Source organism: Tsukamurella sp. M9C (genome assembly GCF_020169415.1).
GTDB lineage: Bacteria > Actinomycetota > Actinomycetes > Mycobacteriales > Mycobacteriaceae > Tsukamurella.
In genome coordinates this window covers 1-19604 of record NZ_JAIULG010000026.1, presented here as the reverse complement: position 1 = coordinate 19604, position 19604 = coordinate 1, and the positions used below count along the sequence as shown (strand labels likewise).

Sequence of the window (19604 nt, the reverse complement as noted above, 5' to 3'; positions counted from 1 at the left end):
ACCACCCGTGCCCTCGGCCCCGCCGAACCGTGACCGCTCAGGCGACCGCGCGGTCGCGGGCGGGCCGCACCTGCAGGAGCAGAACCAGCCCCAGCGCGAGGACCACGATGATGCCGCCGATGCCGGCCCGGTCGGTGCCGAAGACGGCGACGAAGACACCGAACAACAGCGGCCCGAGGAACGAGGCCGCGCGGCCGGTGGTCTGGTACAGCCCGAACATCTGGCCCTCGCGGCCGGGCACCGTCATCCGCGCCAGCATGCTGCGCGCCGATGACTGGGCCGGGCCCACGAACACCGTGAGCATGAGCCCGAAGACCCAGAACATGGTCTCGCCGCTCACGAACAGCAGCACCGTCCCCGCGATCAGCATCCCCACGAGGCAGGTCACGATCACCGGCTTCGGGCCGATCCGGTCGTCGAACCGCCCGGCGATCACCGCACCCAGCGCGGCCACGACATTGGCGGCCACGCCGAACAGCAGCACCGTCGACTCGCTCATCCCGTATACGCTGTGCGCGAGCACCGCGCCGAAGGTGAAGGTCGCCGCGAGCCCGTCGCGGAACACCGCCGACGAGACGAGGAACCACACCACGTTGCGGTCCGCGCGCCAGAGCGAGCCGATCGTCGCGAACAGGTCGCGGTAGGCCCCGGCGATCCCGCGGCGGGGCGCCGCGCTCGGGTCCGCGGGGAGCTCCGGCACGAGGAAGAGCACCGGCAGCGCGGAGATCGCGAACCACGCCGCCGCGAACAGGGCCACGAGCCGGATGTTCAGCCCGCCCTCGGTGGGCACGTCGAGGAATCCGCGGGTCGGCCCGTCGCCCGCGATGAAGCCGAAGTTGCAGATCAGCAGCAGCACGATCCCGCCGAAGTAGCCGCAGGCCCAGCCGATCCCGGACACCCGGCCGATCGTCTCCGGCGTGGAGACCTGCCGCAGCATCGCGTAGTACGGCACGTTCGCCAGCTCGAAGGCGGCGGTCCCCACCGCGAGGAGCAGCAGGCCGAGCCACAGGAACTGGTACTCGTCGCGCACGAAGAAGCACGCGGCGGTGCACAGCGTGACGACGGCGCTCCACACGGCGAGGGAGAACCTCCGCCGGCCCGCGGCGTCGGCGCGACCGCCGAGGACCGGCGCGGTCAGGGCGACGACCACGCCGGCGGCGGCCATCGCCCACGACAGCCAGCTGGTGGCACTGATCGGGCCCGGGAGGTCCTCGCCGACGGCGCCGGTCAGGTACACGGTGAAGATGAACGTGGTCATCACCGCGTTGAACGCGGCGCTCCCCCAGTCCCACGCGCACCACGCCGCCACCTGGCGGCGCGGTACGGGCGCGGCCGGGACCTCCACCGCCGTCACGGCGTTACTTCTTCGCGCGCTTCTCGCGGACCCGGACGTTCACCCGCACCGGCGAGCCGTCGAAGCCGAACTCCTCGCGGAGCCGGCGCTCGAGGAACCGCCGGTAACCGGCCTCCAGGAACCCGGAGCTGAACAGCACGAACGTCGGCGGACGCGTCGCTGCCTGGGTCGCGAACAGCACCTTGGGCAGCTTGCCGCCGCGCAGGGGCGGCGGGGTCGCGGCCATCACGTCGCGCAGCCAGTTGTTGAGGCGGCCCGTCGGGATGCGCTTGTCCCACGACTCGAGCGCGGTATCGATCGCGGGCACCAGCTTCTGCATGGCGCGCCCGGTCTGCGCGGAGATGTTGACCCGCATCGCCCAGGGGATCTGGACCATCTCGCGGTCGATCTCCTTCTCCAGCTGGTACCGGCGGTCCTCGTCGACGAGGTCCCACTTGTTGTAGGCGATCACCAGCGCGCGGCCCGATTCGACCACCATCGACAGCACCCGCTGGTCCTGCTCGGTGATCGGCTGCGAGGCGTCGATCAGCACGATCGCGACCTCCGCGGCCTCGATCGCGCCCTTGGTGCGCAGCGAGGCGTAGAACTCGTGCCCGCTGGCCTGGTTGACCTTCTTGCGCAGGCCCGCGGTGTCGATGAACTTCCACGTCCGGCCGCCGAGCTCGACGAGCGAGTCCACCGGATCGACGGTGGTGCCGGCGACGTTGTCGACGACCGACCGGTTCTCGCCGGTGAGCTTGTTGAGCAGCGAGCTCTTGCCGACGTTCGGCTTGCCGATCAGCGCGATGCGGCGCGGACCGGTGCCGCCGGTGCCCTCGCGGGGCGTTTCCGGCAGCTTCTCCAGGATGACGTCCAGCAGGTCACCCGTCCCGCGGCCGTGTGCGGCCGAGATCGTGTGCGGCTCACCGAGGCCCATCGACCACAGCGTCGCGGCCTCGGCCTCCGTGCGCTGGTCGTCGACCTTGTTGGCCGCCAGGATCACGGGGGTCTTGGAGCGGCGCAGCACGCGGGCGACGGCTTCGTCGGTCGCGGTGGCGCCGACGGTCGCGTCCACGACCACCACGATCGCGTCCGCCGTGCGCATGGCGACCTCGGCCTGCGCAGCGATGGACTGCTGCATCCCCTTGGCGTCCGGCTCCCAACCGCCGGTGTCCTGCACCAGGAACCGTCGGCCGGCCCAGTTGGCCTCGTAGCTGATCCGGTCGCGGGTCACGCCCGGGATGTCCTCGACGACGGCCTCGCGGCGACCGAGGATGCGGTTGACCAGCGTCGACTTGCCCACGTTGGGGCGGCCCACGATCGCGACCGTCGGCAGGCACATGGCCTCCTGCGCGGCCTCCGCCTCGAGATCGGCGAAGTCGCCCTCGTACTCGGCGAAGTCGCCCTCGTCGTCCCAGGTGCCGTCCGCGGCATCGGAGCCGGCGTACTCGAACTCGTTGTCACTCATCGCGTGACCTCCTTATCGCGGGAGGCGCTCAGCGCGCGGTCGGCCGTCTCGGCCACCGCTGCGACGGTCTCCTCCAGGTTCATGTCCGACGAGTCCAGCTCGATCGCGTCCTCGGCCGGGCGCAGCGGCGAGATCTTCCGCGTCGAGTCCAGGCCGTCGCGGCGCTGCACGGACGCCAGCACCTCGTCGTAGTCGCTGGGCAGCCCCAGCTCGGTGTTCTGCGCGTGGCGGCGCTGCGCGCGCGCCTGCGCCGAGGCCGTCAGGTAGATCTTCACCGGCGCGTCGGGGAAGACGACGGTGCCGATGTCCCTGCCCTCCACCACGATCGGCGAATCGTCGTCGGCGGCGATGGCCCGCTGGTACTCCACGAGCTGCTCGCGCACCTCGGGCACCGCGGACACGGCCGACACGGCGGCGGTCACGTCGTCCTCGCGGATCCGGCGGGTGATCGAGATCCCGTCCAGCTCCACCTGCTCGGCGAGCGGATCGCAGCCCATGGCCAGCGGCAGGTCCGCCGTGGCCGCGGCGATCGCGGCCGGGTCGGTGAGGTCGACCTCCCGCTCCAGCGCCCAGACGGTGGCGGCGCGGTACATCGCGCCGGTGTCCAGGTAGCGCGCGCCGAGGTTCTCGGCGATGCGCCGGGCCACCGTCGACTTACCGGTCCCCGAGGGGCCGTCCATGGCGATCACGAGGGTCACAGTCCCACCGCCTGGTACAGCGCAGACACCTCGTCGCGGCCGAGGACGCGCAGCGAGCCCGGGCGCTGATCGCCCAGGGCCACCGACCCCACGTGCGTGCGCACGAGGCGCTCGACGGGGTGCCCGACCTCCGCCAGCAGCCGCCGGACGATGTGCTTGCGGCCCTCGTGCAGCACGACGCGGACCATCGAGCGGCCCTCCGACGCCTCGAGCACGGAGAACTTGTCCACCTTCGCGGGGCCGTCCTCGAGCTCGACGCCGGAGCGCAACGTATTGCCGAGCCGGCGCTGCACCTCGCCCTGCACCCACGCGAGGTAGGTCTTCGGCACCTCGTAGGAGGGGTGCATGAGGCGGTGCGCGAGGTCGCCGTCGTTGGTGATGAGCAGCAGGCCCTCGGTGTCGGCGTCGAGGCGGCCGACGTGGAAGAGCCGCTGGCCGGCGGCGACGCGCTCGGCCACGATGTCGCCCACGCAGGGGCGGCCCATGTCGTCGCTCATCGTCGACTGCCAGCCGCGGGGCTTGTTCAGCGCGAGGTGCACGAGGTTCTCGTTGACGAGCACGCGCACGCCGTCGACGCGGACGACCGCGACGTTCGGGTCGACGCGGCGGCCCTGCTCCGTCACGATCTCGCCGTCGACCTCGACGCGGCCGTCGGCGATCATGTCCTCGGCCACGCGCCGCGATGCGACGCCGGCCTGGGCCAGCACCTTCTGCAGGCGGATCTTGTCGCTGTCGCCGCCGGGATGCGGGGTCTTCTCGGGCGCGTCCCAATCGTCGACGTCGCGCGCGGGGACGTTCTGCGTGCGTGCGGGTTTGGCGTTCGACAGGCGGGGGACGCCGCCCTGGCGCCCCGCCTGCTTCTGCGGCGGCTTCGCACCCTGTTTCGGCTTGCTGGTTCTGCTTCGGTCCGGTGTGCCATCACGGCGAGCGGGTCTGTTCATGATCACTCCATGATCGCAGGTCGCGGCCGAAATCGGTATTCGTCAGCGCGGCGCGGCGCGGGCGGCGCTCAGCGGACGGTTCCGGCGGCCCATGAACAGCACCGCCGCCCCGGTGGACGTGACCACGATCGTGCTCACCAGACCGCCCTTCGGCGGGAAGAACAGCGGGTCGCCGCCCGCGTCGCCGCCGGTCAGGTCCTCCAGCCCGCTCATCATCATGGCCGGGAAGATCCACACGAGGATCGACAGGACCGCGGCCAGCCCGAGGAGCCCGCTCGCGAGGGCGCGGCCGCGGGCGGCGAAGGACGGCCGCATCGTGGCGACGATCACCAGGATCAGGGCGACGATCGCGAGGCCGGCGGTGGCGTAGCCCCACGGGAGCACCCCGTCGGCCAGCACGTCCGGACTCCCGAACCCGCCGGTCACCACCGCGTCCGCCTCAGGGCCGGTGAGCACCATCCGTCCCGTACCCGTGAACCCGAACGGCACCCCGACCCGGCCGATGGTCAGCCCGAACCAGGTGGCGGTCGCGGCCCACCCGGTCAGCGCGGCGACGGCCCCGGTGAGGACGAGCGGCCACCAGCGGCGGACCGTCGGGCCGGCGGCGCCGAGCGGGAAGGCCTCGCGGAGGACGGCGGAGAGGTCAGGCATCGGGATCGAATCCGATCACGTCGGCGCTCTTGCGGCCGAGCTTGGCGAAGCGCGGCTCCTCGTCGAGGTGGGAGCTGAGGTCCTCGATGACGTCGATCTCGGGCAGCAGGGGCGCGAGCGGCGGCAGCTCGTCGAGCGAGCTCAGGCCGAGCCGCTCGAGGAAGAGCTCGGTGGTCGCGTAGGTCGTGGCGCCGGCGTCGGTGCCCGCCTCGGCGATCAGGCCACGGGCCGCGAGCGTGCGCATCACCCCGTCGACGTTGACGCCGCGCACCGCCCCGACCTGGGACCGGCTCACCGGCTGCTTGTAGGCGATCACCGCGAGGGTCTCGAGCGCGGCGCGGGTCAGCTTGGACCGCACCCCGTCGAGGAGCAGCCGTTCGACGTAGGGCGCGTACTCGGCGCGGCTGTAGAGCCGCCAGCCCTCCGCGGATTCGCGGAGTTCCATGCCCGACCGCCGCTCGGCGAGCTCCCCGGCCCAGGCGCGCAGGTCGGCGGTGATCCGCTCCTCCGGCTCCTCCAGGGCGGTGCCCAGCTGCTCCGCGGTCGCGGGCGCGTCCACCACCAGCAGCAGCGCCTCCAGCGCCGACCGCAGCTCGTCGGGTTCCATCCCCTCGACGAGGGCGAAGTCCTCGGCCTGCTCGCTCACGATTCCTCCTCGGGTGTCTCGTCGTACTCGTCGCGGGTGCCGCCCACGACCAGGTTCTCGTTCTCCCCCGACCAACGCACCTTGAGGTCGCCGAGCGCCTCGGGCTGGTCGAACAGCACGGCCCGCTCGCGGTACAGCTCGAGCAGCGCGAGGAAGCGGGCGATCACGGCGATGCCGGAGTCGCAGTCGGCGACGAGCTCGGAGAACCCGGACCAGTGGTCGGGCCGCTCCCGCAGCCGCGCCGCGATGAGCCGGGCCTGTTCCGGCACCGAGACCTTGGGCACGTGCAGGTGCCCGAGGCCGACCGTCGGCTTGGGCTTCGGCGTGAACGCGGACGCGGCGACGAGCGCGAACTGCTCGGGCGTGACGCCCAGCTGGACCGGGGGGACGAGCTCCTCGAACCGGGGCTCCAGGCCCACCGCCCGGGGGTACCGACGGTTCGCCTTCGCCTCCAGCTGGGCCATCAGCTCGGCCACCTGCTTGTACGCGCGGTACTGGAGCAGGCGGGCGAACAGCAGGTCGCGGGCCTCGAGCAGTGCGAGGTCCTCGGCGTCCTCTACCTCGCCCGCGGGCAGGAGCCGCGCGGCCTTGAGGTCGAGCAGCGTCGCGGCGACGACGAGGAATTCGGTGGTCTGGTCGAGGTCGGCCTCGGCGCCGAGCTGCTTGGTGTAGGCGATGAACTCGTCGGTCACCACGTGCAGCGCCACCTCGGTGACGTCGAGACGCCTGCCGCCGATCAGCTGCAGGAGCAGGTCGAAGGGGCCCTCGAAGTTGGCGAGCTTGACCGTGAAGCCGGGCTGCGGGGCGTCCGCGTCCGACGGTGCCTCGGGGGCGGGGTCGAGCGGGACCTCGGCTTCGATCGGCTCGGGGGCCGCTGCGGTGTCGGTCACTTCTCCTGCGCGATGACCTCGCGCGCGAGGGCGCGATAGGCGGTGGCGCCGGACGACTTCGGGGCCCACGAGGTGATCGGCTCGCCCGCGACGGAGGTCTCCGGGAAACGCACGGTGCGGGAGATCACCGAGTGGTACACGGCGTCGCCGAAGACCTCGACCACGCGGGCCATCACGTCGCGCGAGTGCAGCGTCCGCGAGTCGAACATCGTGACCACGATGCCGGCCATGCCCAGCCGGGGGTTCAGGCGGTCCTTGACCTTGTCGACGGTGTCCGTCAGCAGGGCCAGGCCGCGCAGCGCGAAGTACTCGCACTCCATGGGGATCAGCACCTGATCCGCGCACGCCAGCGCGTTCACCGTCAGCAGGCCCAGGGAGGGCTGGCAGTCGATGAGGATGTAGTCGTAGCGATCCAGCACCGGGTACAGCGCGCGGCCGAGCGTCTGCTCGCGGCCCACCTCGTTGACCAGCTGGATCTCCGCGGCGGAGAGGTCGATGTTCGACGGCAGCAGGTCCAGGCCGTCCACTCGGGTGCGCAGCAGCACGTCGTCCGCGGAGATGCGGGACTCCATGAGCAGGTTGTGCACCGTGAGCTCGAGCTCGTGGTGCGCGACGCCGAGGCCGGCGGAGAGCGCGCCCTGCGGGTCCAGGTCGACGAGCAGCACGCGCCGCCCGTAGGAGGCGAGCGAGGCGCCCAGGTTGATGGTGGTCGTCGTCTTGCCGACGCCGCCCTTCTGGTTGCACACCGCGATCACGCGGGCCGGGCCGTGCGTGGTCTTGGGCGTCGGCTCGGGGAACTCGACGCGGGGCCGGCCGGTGGCGTCCAGCGAGTCGTCGTGCGGGTCCCGCGCTGCGGGGTGGTGCGCGAGCTCACCCAGGTCCAGGCCCGGGTTCTCCGCGTCCGGCGCTGCCGCCAATGTCCACCTCCAGATAAGTCCCCACCCACCCTAATGCGCGCGACGCGCGTGCCGCCGCAGCGGCACGCACGACCCGCCGATTCTACGGACCGGGCCGGCGCCGCACTCAGCCGAGCGCGCGCGGATGGGCCTGCGCGTACACCTCGCGCAGCGCGCTCACCGTCACGAGCGTGTACACCTGCGTCGTGGTGACGGAGGCGTGGCCGAGCAGTTCCTGCACCACGCGCACGTCGGCGCCGCCCTCGAGCAGGTGGGTGGCGAAGGAGTGCCGCAGGGTGTGCGGCGAGACGTGCGTGGTCGCGGTGTCGATCCCGGCGCGCTCCGCCGCCGCCGCGAGCACCTGCCACGCGGACTGCCGGGAGAGCCGGCCGCCGCGGACGTTGAGGAACAGCGCCGGATTCGAGCGCTTCACCAGCGCGGGGCGCCCGCGCACCAGGTACGCGTCCAGGGCCGCGAGCGCGGGCCGGCCGATCGGCACCACCCGCTGCTTGCCGCCCTTGCCGAGCAACACCACCGAGCGCGACTCCGCGTCGATGTCGTCGACGTCGAGCGCCGTGACCTCGGAGATGCGGGCGCCGCACGAGTACAGGAGCTCGAGCATCGCGCGGTCGCGCAGGCGCGAGGGGGTGTCGGCGTCCGAGTCTCCCCCGGCCGCCTCGAGCAGCGCGATGACCTGCTCGACGGGCAGCGCCTTGGGCAGGCGCTTCGCGGGCGCGGGCGGGCGCACCTCGCGGGCCACGTCGACGTCGGTCACGCCCTCCGCGGCGGCGAACCGGTGCAGCCCGCGCACGGCGATCAACGACCGCGCCGCGGAACTCGCCGCGAGCGGCGGATGATCGTCACCGCCCTCGCGCAGGGCGACGAGGAAGCCGCTGACCTGGTTCTGCGTGACGTCGGCGAGATCGCCCACGCCGAGCGCAGCCAGGTACTCGCGGTACCGGCCGAGATCGCGCCGGTAACTGCTCAGCGTGTTCGCCGCGGCGCCCCGCTCGACGGTGAGGTGGTCGACGTACGCGCGCAGCTGATCGTCGAGTGCCACCCCGACCGACACAGTTACCGCCCGTCCTCCACGGGCCGGCCCTTGCGGGCGGCGAGGGCCGTCGGGCGGCCCGGCCACGGCGCGTCGGAACAGCGCAGCGGGGTGTCGTCGTCGGTGACCATCGTGGCGGCGAGGATGGCGCTGACCGAGGTCGAGTTCACGATCTCGCCGGAGAGCACCATGCGGACGGCGTCCGGCATGGCGATCCACTCGACGGTCATGTCGAGCTCCTCGTCCTCCTGCTCGGCCATCTCGCAGTAGCGCAGGTCGGTGGCGAGGAAGACGCGCACCATCTCGTCGGTGAAGCCGGGCGACGGGGCGAGGTCCACCAGCACGTGCCAGTCGCGCGCGCCGAGCCCCGTCTCCTCCGCGAGCTCGCGCTGCGCGGCGCACACGGGCTCCTCCTCGCCGGTGTGGTCGAGCAGCCCCGCGGGGATCTCCAGCATCCGCCGGCCCATGGGGTGGCGGTACTGGTTCACCATGGCGATGGCACCGTCGGCGTTCATCGCGACCACGGCCACGGCACCGTCGTGCTCGACGACGTCCCGGACGGCGGTCCCGCCGCCCGGCATCGTCACCTCGTCGCGCCGGACCGCGAAGATCGGGCCCTCGTACACCGTCTCACTGCTGAGTGCCTGGAAGTCGTGCGTCTGCACGGAACCGAGCGATTCGAGCTGCTCAGTCATCTGCGTGGTCATCCTCCGACGGTACCTCTTCCACGGCGGTGCGGACGCCGACCGGGAGTTCGAGCTCGGCCCGGTACTTCAGGGCCGCGCCGACGAACGCGGCGAACAGCGGGTGCGGGCGCGTGGGACGCGACTTGAGCTCGGGATGCGCCTGCGTGCCGACGAGGAACGGGTGCGCCTCCTTCGGGTACTCGACGAACTCGACGAGGTGGCCGTCGGGCGAGACGCCCGAGAACTTCAGGCCCGACTCGGCGATCTTGTCGCGGTAGGCGTTGTTGACCTCGAAGCGGTGCCGGTGGCGCTCGGAGACCTCGGTCGCGCCGTAGGCGTTCGCCACGATCGAGCCGCGCTCCAGCGCGGCCGGGTAGGCGCCGAGGCGCATGGTGCCGCCCAGGTCGGCCTCGCCGGCGACTGCCTGCTCCTGATCCGCCATGGTCGAGATCACGGGGTACTGCGTGTCGTCGTCGAACTCGGTGGAGCTGGCGCCCTCGAGCCCGACGGACCGGGCGGCCTCGATGACGATGCACTGCAGGCCCAGGCACAGGCCGAGCAGCGGCACGCCGCGCTTGCGGGCGTACCGGATGGCGCCGAGCTTGCCCTCGATGCCGCGGATGCCGAAGCCGCCGGGGATCAGGATGCCGTCCATGTCGCGCAGGGCGGCGGACGCGCCGGCCTCGGTCTCGCAGTCGTCCGACGGAACCCAGGAGATCTGCACCTTGGCCCAGTTGGCGAAGCCACCGGCGCGCAGCGCCTCGGTGACCGACAGGTAGGCGTCGGGCAGGTCGATGTACTTGCCGACCAGCGCGATGTTCACGGTCTCGCGGGGCTCGTGGACCCGCTTGAGCAGGTCGCCCCACACGGACCAGTCGACGTCGCGGAACGGCAGGCCCAGCTTGCGCACGACGTAGGCGTCGAGCTGGTTGCGATGCAGCACCTTCGGCACGTCGTAGATCGAACCGGCGTCGGGGCAGGAGATGACGCCGTCGATGTCGACGTCGCACATGAGCGCGATCTTGTTGCGCTGCCCCTCGGGCACGTCGCGGTCGCAGCGCAGGATGAGCGCGTCGGGCGTGATGCCGATGCTGCGCAGCGCGGCGACGGAGTGCTGCGTGGGCTTGGTCTTGAGCTCACCGGACGCGGCGAGGTACGGGACCAGCGAGACGTGCAGGAAGAAGACGTTGTCGCGGCCCACGTCGTGGCGCACCTGGCGGGCGGCCTCGAGGAAGGGCTGCGACTCGATATCGCCGACGGTGCCGCCGATCTCGGTGATCACGACGTCCGGGACGATGCCCTCGGAATCGGGCGCCTGCATCGCGAGGATGCGCGCCTTGATCTCGTCGGTGATGTGCGGGATGACCTGGACGGTGTCGCCGAGGTACTCGCCGCGCCGTTCCTTGGCGATGACGGTCGAGTACACCTGGCCGGTGGTGACGTTGGCGATCCCCGAGAGATCCCGATCGAGGAACCGCTCGTAGTGGCCGACGTCGAGGTCCGTCTCGGCACCGTCCTCGGTGACGAACACCTCACCGTGCTGGAACGGGTTCATAGTGCCCGGATCCACGTTGAGGTACGGATCGAGCTTCTGCATCGTCACGCGGAGACCGCGGGCCGTGAGGAGCTGTCCCAGACTGGAGGCCGTCAGGCCCTTACCCAGGGAGGATGCAACGCCTCCGGAGACGAAGATGTGCTTCGTGGCGACACGCGCGCCAACGCGAGGAGAGGGCAACGAGACTCCCGTATTCGAGCGGACAAACCTGCTTCTACTACGGGACTTCAGCCTATCACCAGTCGTCAGCGGATACCGGATCCGTACGCGCGGACGTCGCCGCGCGTCGCCTGCGCGAGCGCCAGCGCGGCCGAGACCTGCCCCACGACGGTGTCGGCGTCGTCGACGGTGGCGAGGCCCGGGGCGAGCCCCTTGTCCTGCCGGACGACCACGATCGGGCCCGCACCCTGCGACGATCCCGTGCGGCCGGCGAGAACGGAACCGTCGCCGTGCCGCGACAGCGCCGCCGCGAGGCGGCCGATCCCCTGCCCCTCGCCCGCGCGCTCGCCCGGAACTGTTCCGCCCGTCACGATGACCGCGGCGCGCGCGCCGGGCACCGTCGGGCCGGAGAAATCGACGAAGCCGGCCTGCTTCAGGGCGGCCAGGGCATCGGTCCGGCCGTTCGACGGTGGCTTCACCGCGCCCTCGGAGAGGAGGACCGCGCCGAGCAGGTCGCCGGCACGGGCGCGGGGGTCGACGAGCGAGGCGTCGAGGGTGACGCCGTTCGGGACGGCGTTGTCGACGACGCCGCGCAGGCGCTCGGCCTTGTCCTCGGCGTAGAGGTCGTCGGTCAGCGTCAGCGTGCCGGCGACGGTGCCGCCGCCCTGCGTGACCCGGCGGCCGATCTGCCCGGCGTCGCCGCGGTCGGCCGACGGCGCGACGACCATCAGGACGGGGATGCCCGCCAGGCTCCGGCCCAGCGTCGACGGTGCCGCCGCGTCGGCGAAGGCGTCCGCAGCGCGGGAGCGGTCGGTCAGTGCGGCATTGGCACCCTCGAGCCGCTCGACCTGCGCGCGCAGGTCCTTGAGGTCACCGTCGGTCGTGAACCGGGCGAGGACTCCCCCGCCCAGCGCGACGCCGACGGCGAAGGCCAGCAGCACGGCTGCCCAGACCAGCGCGGGCCGCCGGGCGCCGGACGAGCGGAGGCGGCGCGACGGGCCGGGCACCTAGAGTGCCCGGAACTGGCCCTGGACCCAGAGCGCGAAGCGGTTCCACTGGTCGATGACCCACTGCAGCAGGTCGTGGCCCTGGTTGGAGACCAGCACCGCCGCGACGACGGCGACCAGCGCGGCGAGGATGAACAGCGCGATCGCGCCGCCGTGGCCGCGACTGCGGTAGAGGGTGGCGACGGCCTTGCCGTCGACCAGCTTCGTGCCCACCTTGAGGCGGGTGAGGAAGGTCGACGGGTTCGACTCGCGCCGGCCCGCGTCGAAGAACTCCTCCAGCGAGGCGGAGTGGCCGACGGAGACGATCAGCGAGGCGCCGTGGTGGTCGGCGATGATCAGCGCGAGGTCGGCGGCCGAGCCGGTGGCCGGGAAGGTCATCGCGCCGATGCCGAGGTCCTGGATGCGCTCCAGGCCCGGGGCGTGGCCGTCGGGGGCGGCGGGCAGCACGACCTGCGCGCCCGAGCGCAGCGTGTTGGTCGTGATCATCTCCGGGTCGCCGACGATGAGGTCGGGGCGGTAGCCGGCCTTGACGAGCGCGTCGGCGCCGCGGTTCACGCCGATGAGGACCGGCGCGTACTCCTTGATGAAGGGCTTGAGGCGCTTGAGGTCCTCGACGTGGTCGGCGCCGTCGGAGACGACGAGCACGTGCCGGTCGTTGAGGTTGACCTCGACGTCCGGGATGCCGACGCCGTCGATGAGCAGCGGCGACTCGACGCGGATGAACTCGACGGTGTTGCCGGCGAAGGCCTCCAGGTGGTCGACGACGCCGGAGCGCGCGGCCAGCATGCGGGAGGTCACGTCGGTATCGGTGAGCTGCTCGCCCTGGGCCAGCTCGCGCTCGCCGGTGTAGACGACGCCCTCGTGGACGCGGATCTTCGCGCCGTCCTTGACGCGGGAGAAGACCTCCTTGCCCGCGTCGTCGACGAGCTCGATCCCGGCGGCCGCCAGCACCTCGGGTCCGAGGTTGGGGTAGCGGCCGGAGATGAACGGCGACGCGTTGACCACCGCCGCGACCCCCGCCTCGACCATGAGGTCGGCGGTGGTGCGGTCGAGGTCCAGCTCGTCGCACACCACGATGTCGCCGCGGCCGATCCGGCCGAGCAGACGCGTGGTGTCCTTGTCGACCCGGGCGGTGCCGGTGACGCCGGGCAGGTTCGACGTGTTGCGGGACAGCAGGCCAGTGAGCTTCATGCCGCACATACTGCCCCGTGAGTCACACAAGTCACGGGAGGCGCGCCGACAACACTGGAAACTTTGATCTACTTCGGCCGCAGCGGTTACTTGCTCGCGTGCACTCCCGACTGCGCGACCTTGTCGGAGTCGGCCGCCTCGAGCAGCTCCTCGGCGTGCGCGCGGCCGGTGTCGGAATCGCCCAGGCCGGCGAGCATGCGCGCCAGCTCGGCGATCCGCTCCTCGCGCGACAGTGCGGTCAACGTCGACGTGACCGAGCCCTTGCCGGTCTGCTTCCCCACCGTCAGATGCGTGTCCGCGAACGCGGCGACCTGCGGCAGGTGCGTCACGACGATCACCTGGTGCCGCTGCGCGAGCGCCGCGAGCCGCCGGCCGATCTCGACGGCCGCCTTGCCGCCGACGCCGGCGTCCACCTCGTCGAAGACCATGGTCAGTCCCTGCTCGGTGGCCGCCAGGACCACCTCGAGCGCGAGCATCACGCGGGAGAGCTCGCCGCCCGAGGCGGACTTGCCGATGGGCAGCGGGTTCGCGCCGTCGTGCGCGACGAGCCGGAACTCGACCACGTCGGTGCCGTGCGCGCCCGCGCGGCGCGGCCCACCGTCGACCGCGACGCCGTCGGTGTCGGGCGCGACGGCGTCCGGCGCCACGTCGACCGTGATCGACGCGCCGCCCATCGCGAGCTTGCGCAGCTCGCCGGTGACCTTCTTGCCCAGGGAGCCCGCCGCCTTCACGCGCGCGGCCGTGAGCGCGGACGCCGCGGCGCCGAGCGCGGTTTCCAGCTCCGTGACGCGGGCCTGCAGCGCGGCGAGCCCCTCGGCGGAGGTGTCGATGCCCTCGAGCCGGGCGCGCGCCTCGTCGGCCCACGCGATGACGCCGTCGATGTCGGGCGCGTACTTGCGGGTGAGGGTCTTGAGCTCGGACTGGCGCAGGAGCAGCGACTCCAGCTCCGACGGATCGCTCGGAAGGTCGGTGAGATACGCGCCCAGCTCGGTCGCCACGTCGCCCGCGACGGTGGCCGCCTCCTCGATCCGCTCGGCGAGCGCGCGCAGCGCGGCGTCGTCGGAGCCGGACAGCGACGCCCGGACGGTGCCGAGCAGGTCCAGCACGGAGCCGGCGCCCTCCCCGTCGCTGCCGTAGCCGGCACCGGTGAGCGCGGCGTAGGAGGTGTCCGCGGCCTCGCGCAGGCTGTCCAGGTCGGAGAGTCGTTTGATCTTCTCGACGGTGTCGACGTCCTCGCCGGACACCGGATCGACGCCGTCGATCTCGGCGAGCGACGCGGTCAGATGGTCCTGTTCGAGGGCGAGCTCGCGGGAGCGGGTGGTGCGGTCGGCGAGCTCGGCCCGCGCGGCGAGCCACTCCTCGCGGACGCCCTGGTAGGCGCGCAGCGCCTTGGTCGCCGGGGAGCCGGCGAAGGCGTCGAGCAGGTCGCGCTGCCGCTCGGGCCGCAGCAGCCGCAGCTGGTCGTTCTGCCCGTGCACGGTCAGCAGCGGCCCGGCGAACTCGGAGAGGGTCCCGACGGGCACGCTGCGCCCGCCGAGGTAGGCGCGCGAGCGGCCGTCGCCGGCCACGCTGCGCACCGCGATCACGGCGTCCTCGTCGAGCTCGCCGCCGGCGTCGTCGACCGTCGCGCGGACCAGGTCCGCCGAGCTGGCGCCTGCCAGCGAGAACCGCCCCTCGACCACGGCCTTGTCCGCGCCGGCGCGGATGCGGCCCGGATCGGCGCGCGCGCCCGCGAGCAGGTGCAGGCTCGTGACGACCATCGTCTTGCCCGCGCCGGTCTCGCCGGTGAGGACCGTGAGGCCGGGCGCGAACTCCGCGGCGGCCTGCTCGATGACGCCGAGCGACGAGATGTGGATCTCTTCGAGCACTTCGTTATCCCCCGATTCCCGTGCTGATGTCGGCGACGCCGTCGCCGTCGCGGCGGCCGCGCCAGCCGCTGATGGGCAGTTGGAACTTCGTGACCAGGCGATCCGTGAAGGGACCGGCGCCCAGCTTGATGAACCGCACCGGTTCCTCACCGCGCCGGATCTCGATGCGCCCGCGCTCGGGCACCTCCAGCGTGCGACGTCCGTCGCAGAAGGCGATCGCCTCGTGTCGGCTGCCCTCGACCTCGATCGCGATCACCGACCGGGGGCTGGTGACCATGGGTCGCGCGAACAGCGCGTGGGCGTTGCTGGGCACGATGAGCAGGGCCTCGAGGTCGGGCCACATGACGGGCCCGCCCGCGGAGAAGGCGTAGGCGGTGGAGCCGGTGGGGGTCGCGACGAGCAGCCCGTCGCAGGCGAACCGTGAGACGGGGCGGCCGTCGACCTCGGTGACCAGCTCGAGAAGGCCCTGGCGGGAACGGTTCTCGACGGAGACCTCGTTGAGCGCCCAGCCCTGGGAGACCAGGCTGTCGCCGTCGTGGATCTCGATGTCCAGCGTCATCCGCGGGTGCACGGTGTACCGGCGGTGCACGAGATCGTCGATGGTGTCGGGCACCGTGTCGACCTCGGACTCGGCGAGGAAGCCGACGTGCCCGAGGTTGATGCCGATGATGGGGACGTCGGCGCGGCGAGCGAGTTCGGCGCCGCGGAGGAAGCCGCCATCGCCGCCGAGCACGACGACCACCTCGCAGCCGACCGCGGCGTCGTCGGGAGCCTCGCGGACGTCGCTCTGCAGCTTCATCCGGACGCCCGCGGCGTCCAGCCGGCGGCGGATGTCCTCGACGGTGCGGTCCACGTCGCTGCGGAGCGTGTGGACCACCACCAGGAACGTGCGGTCGTGCGGTGCGGTCACTGCGGTCCCTCCGTCACTGCCGTGTCGATCATGTCGTCCACCTCGTCGGGGAGCGCGACGGGGCCGTCCCCGTCGGATTCCCTGCGCAGCCACAGGAAGTACTCGACGTTGCCCGACGGGCCGGGCAACGGGCTGAAGGTGACGCCGCGCGTCGTCAGGCCCACCGCGGCGGCGGCCTCGGCGACGCCGCGGACGGCGCTCGCGCGCAGCGCGGACTCGCGGACCACGCCACCGGAACCGAGGCGGTCCTTCCCGACCTCGAACTGGGGCTTGACCATGGGCAGCAGGTCCGCGCCGGGCGCCGCGCACCGCGCGAGCGCGGGCAGAACGAGGCCCAGCGAGATGAAGGACAGGTCGCCGACGACGAGGTCGACGGGGCCGTCGACGGCGTCCGGCTCGAGGAAGCGCACGTTGGTGCGGTCGAGGACCGTCACGCGGTCGTCGTCGCGGAGCCGCCAGATGAGTTCGCCGTAGCCGACGTCGACGGCGTACACGCGCTCGGCGCCGCGGTGCAGCAGCACGTCGGTGAAGCCGCCCGTCGACGCGCCGGCGTCGAGGCACCGTCGGCCCTCGACCGCGACGTCGGGGAAGGCGTCGAGCGCCCCGATCAGCTTGTGCGCGCCGCGGGAGGCCCATTCGATCTCGCCCGCGACGGCCGTGACGTGCACCGGGTCCGCCGGGTCGATCTGGTTGGCGGCCTTGCGCGCGACCTGCTTGTTGACGGTGACCCGCCCGGCCTCGATGAGCTCCCGGGCGTGTTCGCGGGACCGGGCCATGCCGCGGCGGACCAGCTCGGCGTCGAGCCGTACCCTCCGAGCCATCAGGCGCGATCCACCGTGTCGAGGGCGCCGACCAGCAGCTGGTGGGCCTGCTCGAACAGGGCCGCCTGCCGTCCGAGCGTCGCCAGCTCACCGACACCCGCCACGGAACCGGGGTCGACGACGGGCGCCGCGTCGAGCTCGTCGACGCGGTGCATCAGGTCCTCGACGGCCGTGCGCACGTCGGCGGGATCGCCGGATCGAAACACTGCTGGCTCCACGGTGTCCACGCTATCGGATGGTCAGCCGCAGGCCCGACCGGCGCTCCTCGGAGAGTTCGCGGGCGGCGGCGATGGCCGCGTACTTCGCGTCGGCGGGGTCCGCGCCGGAGGCGCCGGTCACGGTCAGGTCATCGCCGTCGACGGTGACGGTCCACCCGTCCCGAGGCCCCGGCACCGTCGCCGCGCGGGGCAGGCGTAGGCCCGCGAGCGTGTCGGCGACGTACGTGGGCTGGTGCAGGTCCGGCGCGACGACGACGTCCTGCACGTCGTTGACGCCGGTGAGCACGAGGTAGGTGTCCGACCCGAAGGCGTTGCCGCCCTCGATGTCGGTATCGAGGCGGTCCCCCACGACGAGGGCCGTGGTGGCCCCGGCCGCGCGCATCGCGTCGACGAAGATCGGAGTGTAGGGCTTACCGGCGACCTGGGGCTCCCGCTCCGTGGCGTTGCGCACGGCGGCGACCATCGAGCCGTTGCCGACGAGCAGCCCGCGCTCGGTGGGGAGTGTCGCGTCGGTGTTGGTGGCGACCCATACGGCGCCGGCGCGGATCGCGAGAGCGGCCTCGGACAGTCGCGCCCAGCCGGTCTCCGGACTGTGCCCCTGGATGACGGCGCGAGCGTCCTCGGCCTTCTCCACCAGGGTCAGTCCGCGGGCCTCGACCTCCGCGCGCAGCGCAGGGGCGCCGACCACGAGGACCGGGGTACCGGCGGGCACGAGGGACGCGAGCAGTCCGGCGCCGGCCTGGGCGCTGGTGACGACGGTGTCGTCGGGCGCCGCGAAGCCGAGGTCGCGCAGGTGTTGCGCCACGTCGCCGGGTAGGCGGCTGGCGTTGTTCGTGACGTAGGTGACGGGGAGCCCGTCGAGCGCCTCGGCGGCGCCGGGGATCGCGACGGCGCCCGCGTAGGCGGTCCCGTCGAGGTCGACCAGCAGCCGGTCGTACGCCGCCGCGAGCGGGGCCGTCATTCGGCCGAGTCGTCCGCGGACAGCTCGGCGACACGCTCCTCGGCGTCCGTGGCCTCGTCCTCGTCCGCGGCGGCCGCGTTGAGGAACCAGGTCAGCGCGTCGTCGCGACGCTCGGCCCCGAGCAGCGCCTCGGCGTAGACGTAGAACAGGCGGGCGGCATGGAAGCCGCGGCGCGCGGGGTCGAGGTCCTCGGCCTGCAGGGTCACGACGGCCTTGTCGTACTCCCCCAGGTCCATGCGGGCGCCGGCCTCGACCATGCGCAGCTCGGTGCGATCGTCGCCGGTGAGCTGAGCGGCCTCGTCGCCGCGGGCGGTCTCGATGGCCTTCTCGGGCCGGCCGAGGCCGCGCTCGCTGTCGGCGATCATGGGGAGCAGGTTGACGGTGCCGCCCATCCGCTTCGCGGCGCGCAGCTCGCTGAGCGCCTCGGACCACTCGCCGTTCATGTACGCGGCGATACCGCACGCCTCGCGCACCGCGGCGATGCGCCCGGCGCGTTCGCGCGCGGCCCGCGCATGGGCCAGCGCCGCGGCGGGATCGGAGTCGAGCAGGCGCCCCGCCAGCACGAGGTGCGAGGAGACGAGCTCGGCGTTGTTCTTGTCGAGGCTCAGCAGATCGCGCCGGATCGCCGGATCGAGTTCCTTGGGATCGACGTCCTTCGGGATCGACGGTTCGCCGGCACGGGTCCGCGGGCGGTCCGAGCGCTCGTCCCGCTGGAAGCCGCCGGAGCGTCCGCCCTGGCCACCGGGACGCGAACCCGAGCCGTTGCGGGAGCCGTAGGAGCCACCACCGGAACGGCGGTCGCCGCCGGGACCTGCGCCCCGACGGTCCGCGGAACCGCCACCGGAGCGACGGTCACCCGAGGGCCTGCCGCCGAAGTCGCGGCGCTCGCCCGGGCCGGAGGACCGACGATCGCCGGAACCGGAGGGGCGACGATCGCCCGACGGGCGGCCACCGAACTCGCGCCGATCGCCACCACGGGAATCTCCGCCACGGTTGTCCCGACGGTCCCCGCCACGGAAGTCCCCGCCGCGATTGTCGCGACGGTCACCGCCGCGGAAGTCCCCGCCACGGCTGTCCCGACGGTCTCCACCGCGGGAGTCCCCGCCACGGCTGTCCCGACGGTCTCCGCCACGGGAGTCCCCGCCGCGATTGCCGCCGAAGTCGCGGCGCTCGCCGCGGCCTCCCTCGGAGCGTCGGTCGCCGCCGGTGCGTCCCTGGTAGCCGCCGCGCTGGCCGCCGCCGGAGCGATCGCCACCACCGCGCCGGTCGTCGGAACGTCCGGCACCGCGATCCGCACCCCGGCTTGCGCCACGTGACGAATCTCCACCGCTGCTGCGCTCGGTCCGGTCGGCGGGATTGGTGAACCCCGCACGCTGCCGGCGGTCGCCGTTCGACTCAGCCGCCACGTTGCACCCGCTTTCCGTCGCCTCCGAGGCGACCCACGCTATTACTGTACTTGGACATGACGAAGGCCCCTGGGGAGGTGGAACACTGCGAAGTGTTCGACACGATCCCCAAGGGCCTTCATCCTGTATCTAATTTTAGTCCGGCGGTGTCCTACTCTCCCACACCCTCGCGAGTGCAGTACCATCGGCGCTGGAGGGCTTAGCTTCCGGGTTCGGAATGGAGCCGGGCGTTTCCCCTCCGCTATGGC

At 72.6% G+C, this 19604-nt stretch carries 19 protein-coding genes and 1 rRNA gene; all 20 read right to left on the bottom strand.

Annotated elements, in window-relative coordinates:
• Positions 1-37: 37 nt before the first annotated feature.
• Positions 38-1354 (bottom strand): MFS transporter, encoded by a 1317-nt coding sequence (locus tag LB823_RS13835; protein WP_224647810.1) that lies wholly within the window; start codon positions 1352-1354, stop codon positions 38-40.
• A 4-nt stretch (positions 1355-1358) separates the two neighbouring features.
• Positions 1359-2801: a ribosome biogenesis GTPase Der gene (der, locus tag LB823_RS13830; RefSeq protein ID WP_224647809.1), complete on the bottom strand. Its 1443-nt coding sequence runs from the start codon at positions 2799-2801 to the stop codon at positions 1359-1361.
• Complete coding sequence (gene cmk / locus LB823_RS13825) at positions 2798-3490, bottom strand: (d)CMP kinase (RefSeq protein ID WP_224647852.1); 693 nt, start codon at positions 3488-3490, stop codon at positions 2798-2800. The genes der and cmk overlap by 4 nt, the downstream gene beginning before the upstream one ends.
• Before the next feature lie 5 nt (positions 3491-3495).
• The gene (locus tag LB823_RS13820) at positions 3496-4440 is read right to left on the bottom strand and encodes a pseudouridine synthase (protein WP_224647808.1); all 945 of its coding nucleotides are present in this window, start codon (positions 4438-4440) and stop codon (positions 3496-3498) included.
• A 42-nt stretch (positions 4441-4482) separates the two neighbouring features.
• On the bottom strand, positions 4483-5091 hold the full coding sequence (locus LB823_RS13815; protein ID WP_224647807.1) for a hypothetical protein: 609 nt from the start codon (positions 5089-5091) through the stop codon (positions 4483-4485).
• Positions 5084-5740 carry an SMC-Scp complex subunit ScpB gene (gene scpB / locus LB823_RS13810; RefSeq protein ID WP_224647851.1) on the bottom strand — a complete coding sequence of 219 codons (657 nt, stop codon included), beginning with the start codon at positions 5738-5740 and terminating at the stop codon, positions 5084-5086. Before scpB ends, LB823_RS13815 begins: the two co-directional genes overlap by 8 nt.
• Positions 5734-6627 (bottom strand): ScpA family protein, encoded by an 894-nt coding sequence (locus LB823_RS13805; RefSeq protein ID WP_374201327.1) that lies wholly within the window; start codon positions 6625-6627, stop codon positions 5734-5736. The genes scpB and LB823_RS13805 overlap by 7 nt, the downstream gene beginning before the upstream one ends.
• Positions 6624-7511 (bottom strand): ParA family protein, encoded by an 888-nt coding sequence (locus LB823_RS13800; protein ID WP_374201328.1) that lies wholly within the window; start codon positions 7509-7511, stop codon positions 6624-6626. Before LB823_RS13800 ends, LB823_RS13805 begins: the two co-directional genes overlap by 4 nt.
• Before the next feature lie 139 nt (positions 7512-7650).
• Positions 7651-8595, bottom strand: coding sequence for a site-specific tyrosine recombinase XerD (xerD, locus tag LB823_RS13795; protein ID WP_224647806.1), 945 nt, complete (start codon positions 8593-8595; stop codon positions 7651-7653).
• A 2-nt stretch (positions 8596-8597) separates the two neighbouring features.
• Positions 8598-9281 carry an NUDIX hydrolase gene (locus tag LB823_RS13790; protein WP_224647805.1) on the bottom strand — a complete coding sequence of 228 codons (684 nt, stop codon included), beginning with the start codon at positions 9279-9281 and terminating at the stop codon, positions 8598-8600.
• Positions 9262-10995 carry a CTP synthase gene (locus LB823_RS13785; protein ID WP_224647804.1) on the bottom strand — a complete coding sequence of 578 codons (1734 nt, stop codon included), beginning with the start codon at positions 10993-10995 and terminating at the stop codon, positions 9262-9264. The genes LB823_RS13790 and LB823_RS13785 overlap by 20 nt, the downstream gene beginning before the upstream one ends.
• 65 nt (positions 10996-11060) lie before the next feature.
• Positions 11061-11981 carry a copper transporter gene (locus LB823_RS13780; RefSeq protein ID WP_224647803.1) on the bottom strand — a complete coding sequence of 307 codons (921 nt, stop codon included), beginning with the start codon at positions 11979-11981 and terminating at the stop codon, positions 11061-11063.
• Positions 11982-13172 (bottom strand): putative cytokinetic ring protein SteA, encoded by a 1191-nt coding sequence (gene steA, locus LB823_RS13775; protein ID WP_224647802.1) that lies wholly within the window; start codon positions 13170-13172, stop codon positions 11982-11984.
• Between the two features lie 86 nt (positions 13173-13258).
• A complete protein-coding gene (recN, locus tag LB823_RS13770; protein ID WP_224647801.1) occupies positions 13259-15040 on the bottom strand; it encodes a DNA repair protein RecN in 1782 nt (593 codons plus the stop codon).
• Positions 15041-15044: 4 nt separating this feature from the next.
• Positions 15045-15950, bottom strand: a complete 906-nt coding sequence (locus LB823_RS13765) for an NAD kinase (RefSeq protein WP_224647800.1) — start codon at positions 15948-15950, stop codon at positions 15045-15047.
• Positions 15947-16771: a TlyA family RNA methyltransferase gene (locus LB823_RS13760; RefSeq protein ID WP_224647799.1), complete on the bottom strand. Its 825-nt coding sequence runs from the start codon at positions 16769-16771 to the stop codon at positions 15947-15949. The genes LB823_RS13765 and LB823_RS13760 overlap by 4 nt, the downstream gene beginning before the upstream one ends.
• On the bottom strand, positions 16771-16989 hold the full coding sequence (locus tag LB823_RS13755; RefSeq protein WP_224647798.1) for a hypothetical protein: 219 nt from the start codon (positions 16987-16989) through the stop codon (positions 16771-16773). Before LB823_RS13755 ends, LB823_RS13760 begins: the two co-directional genes overlap by 1 nt.
• 10 nt (positions 16990-16999) lie before the next feature.
• Positions 17000-17950, bottom strand: coding sequence for an HAD-IIA family hydrolase (locus tag LB823_RS13750; protein WP_224647797.1), 951 nt, complete (start codon positions 17948-17950; stop codon positions 17000-17002).
• Positions 17947-19356 carry a hypothetical protein gene (locus tag LB823_RS24090; RefSeq protein WP_308011454.1) on the bottom strand — a complete coding sequence of 470 codons (1410 nt, stop codon included), beginning with the start codon at positions 19354-19356 and terminating at the stop codon, positions 17947-17949. The genes LB823_RS13750 and LB823_RS24090 overlap by 4 nt, the downstream gene beginning before the upstream one ends.
• A gap of 138 nt (positions 19357-19494) precedes the next feature.
• Positions 19495-19604: ribosomal RNA gene (gene rrf, locus LB823_RS13740) — 5S ribosomal RNA — on the bottom strand; the annotation flags it as partial.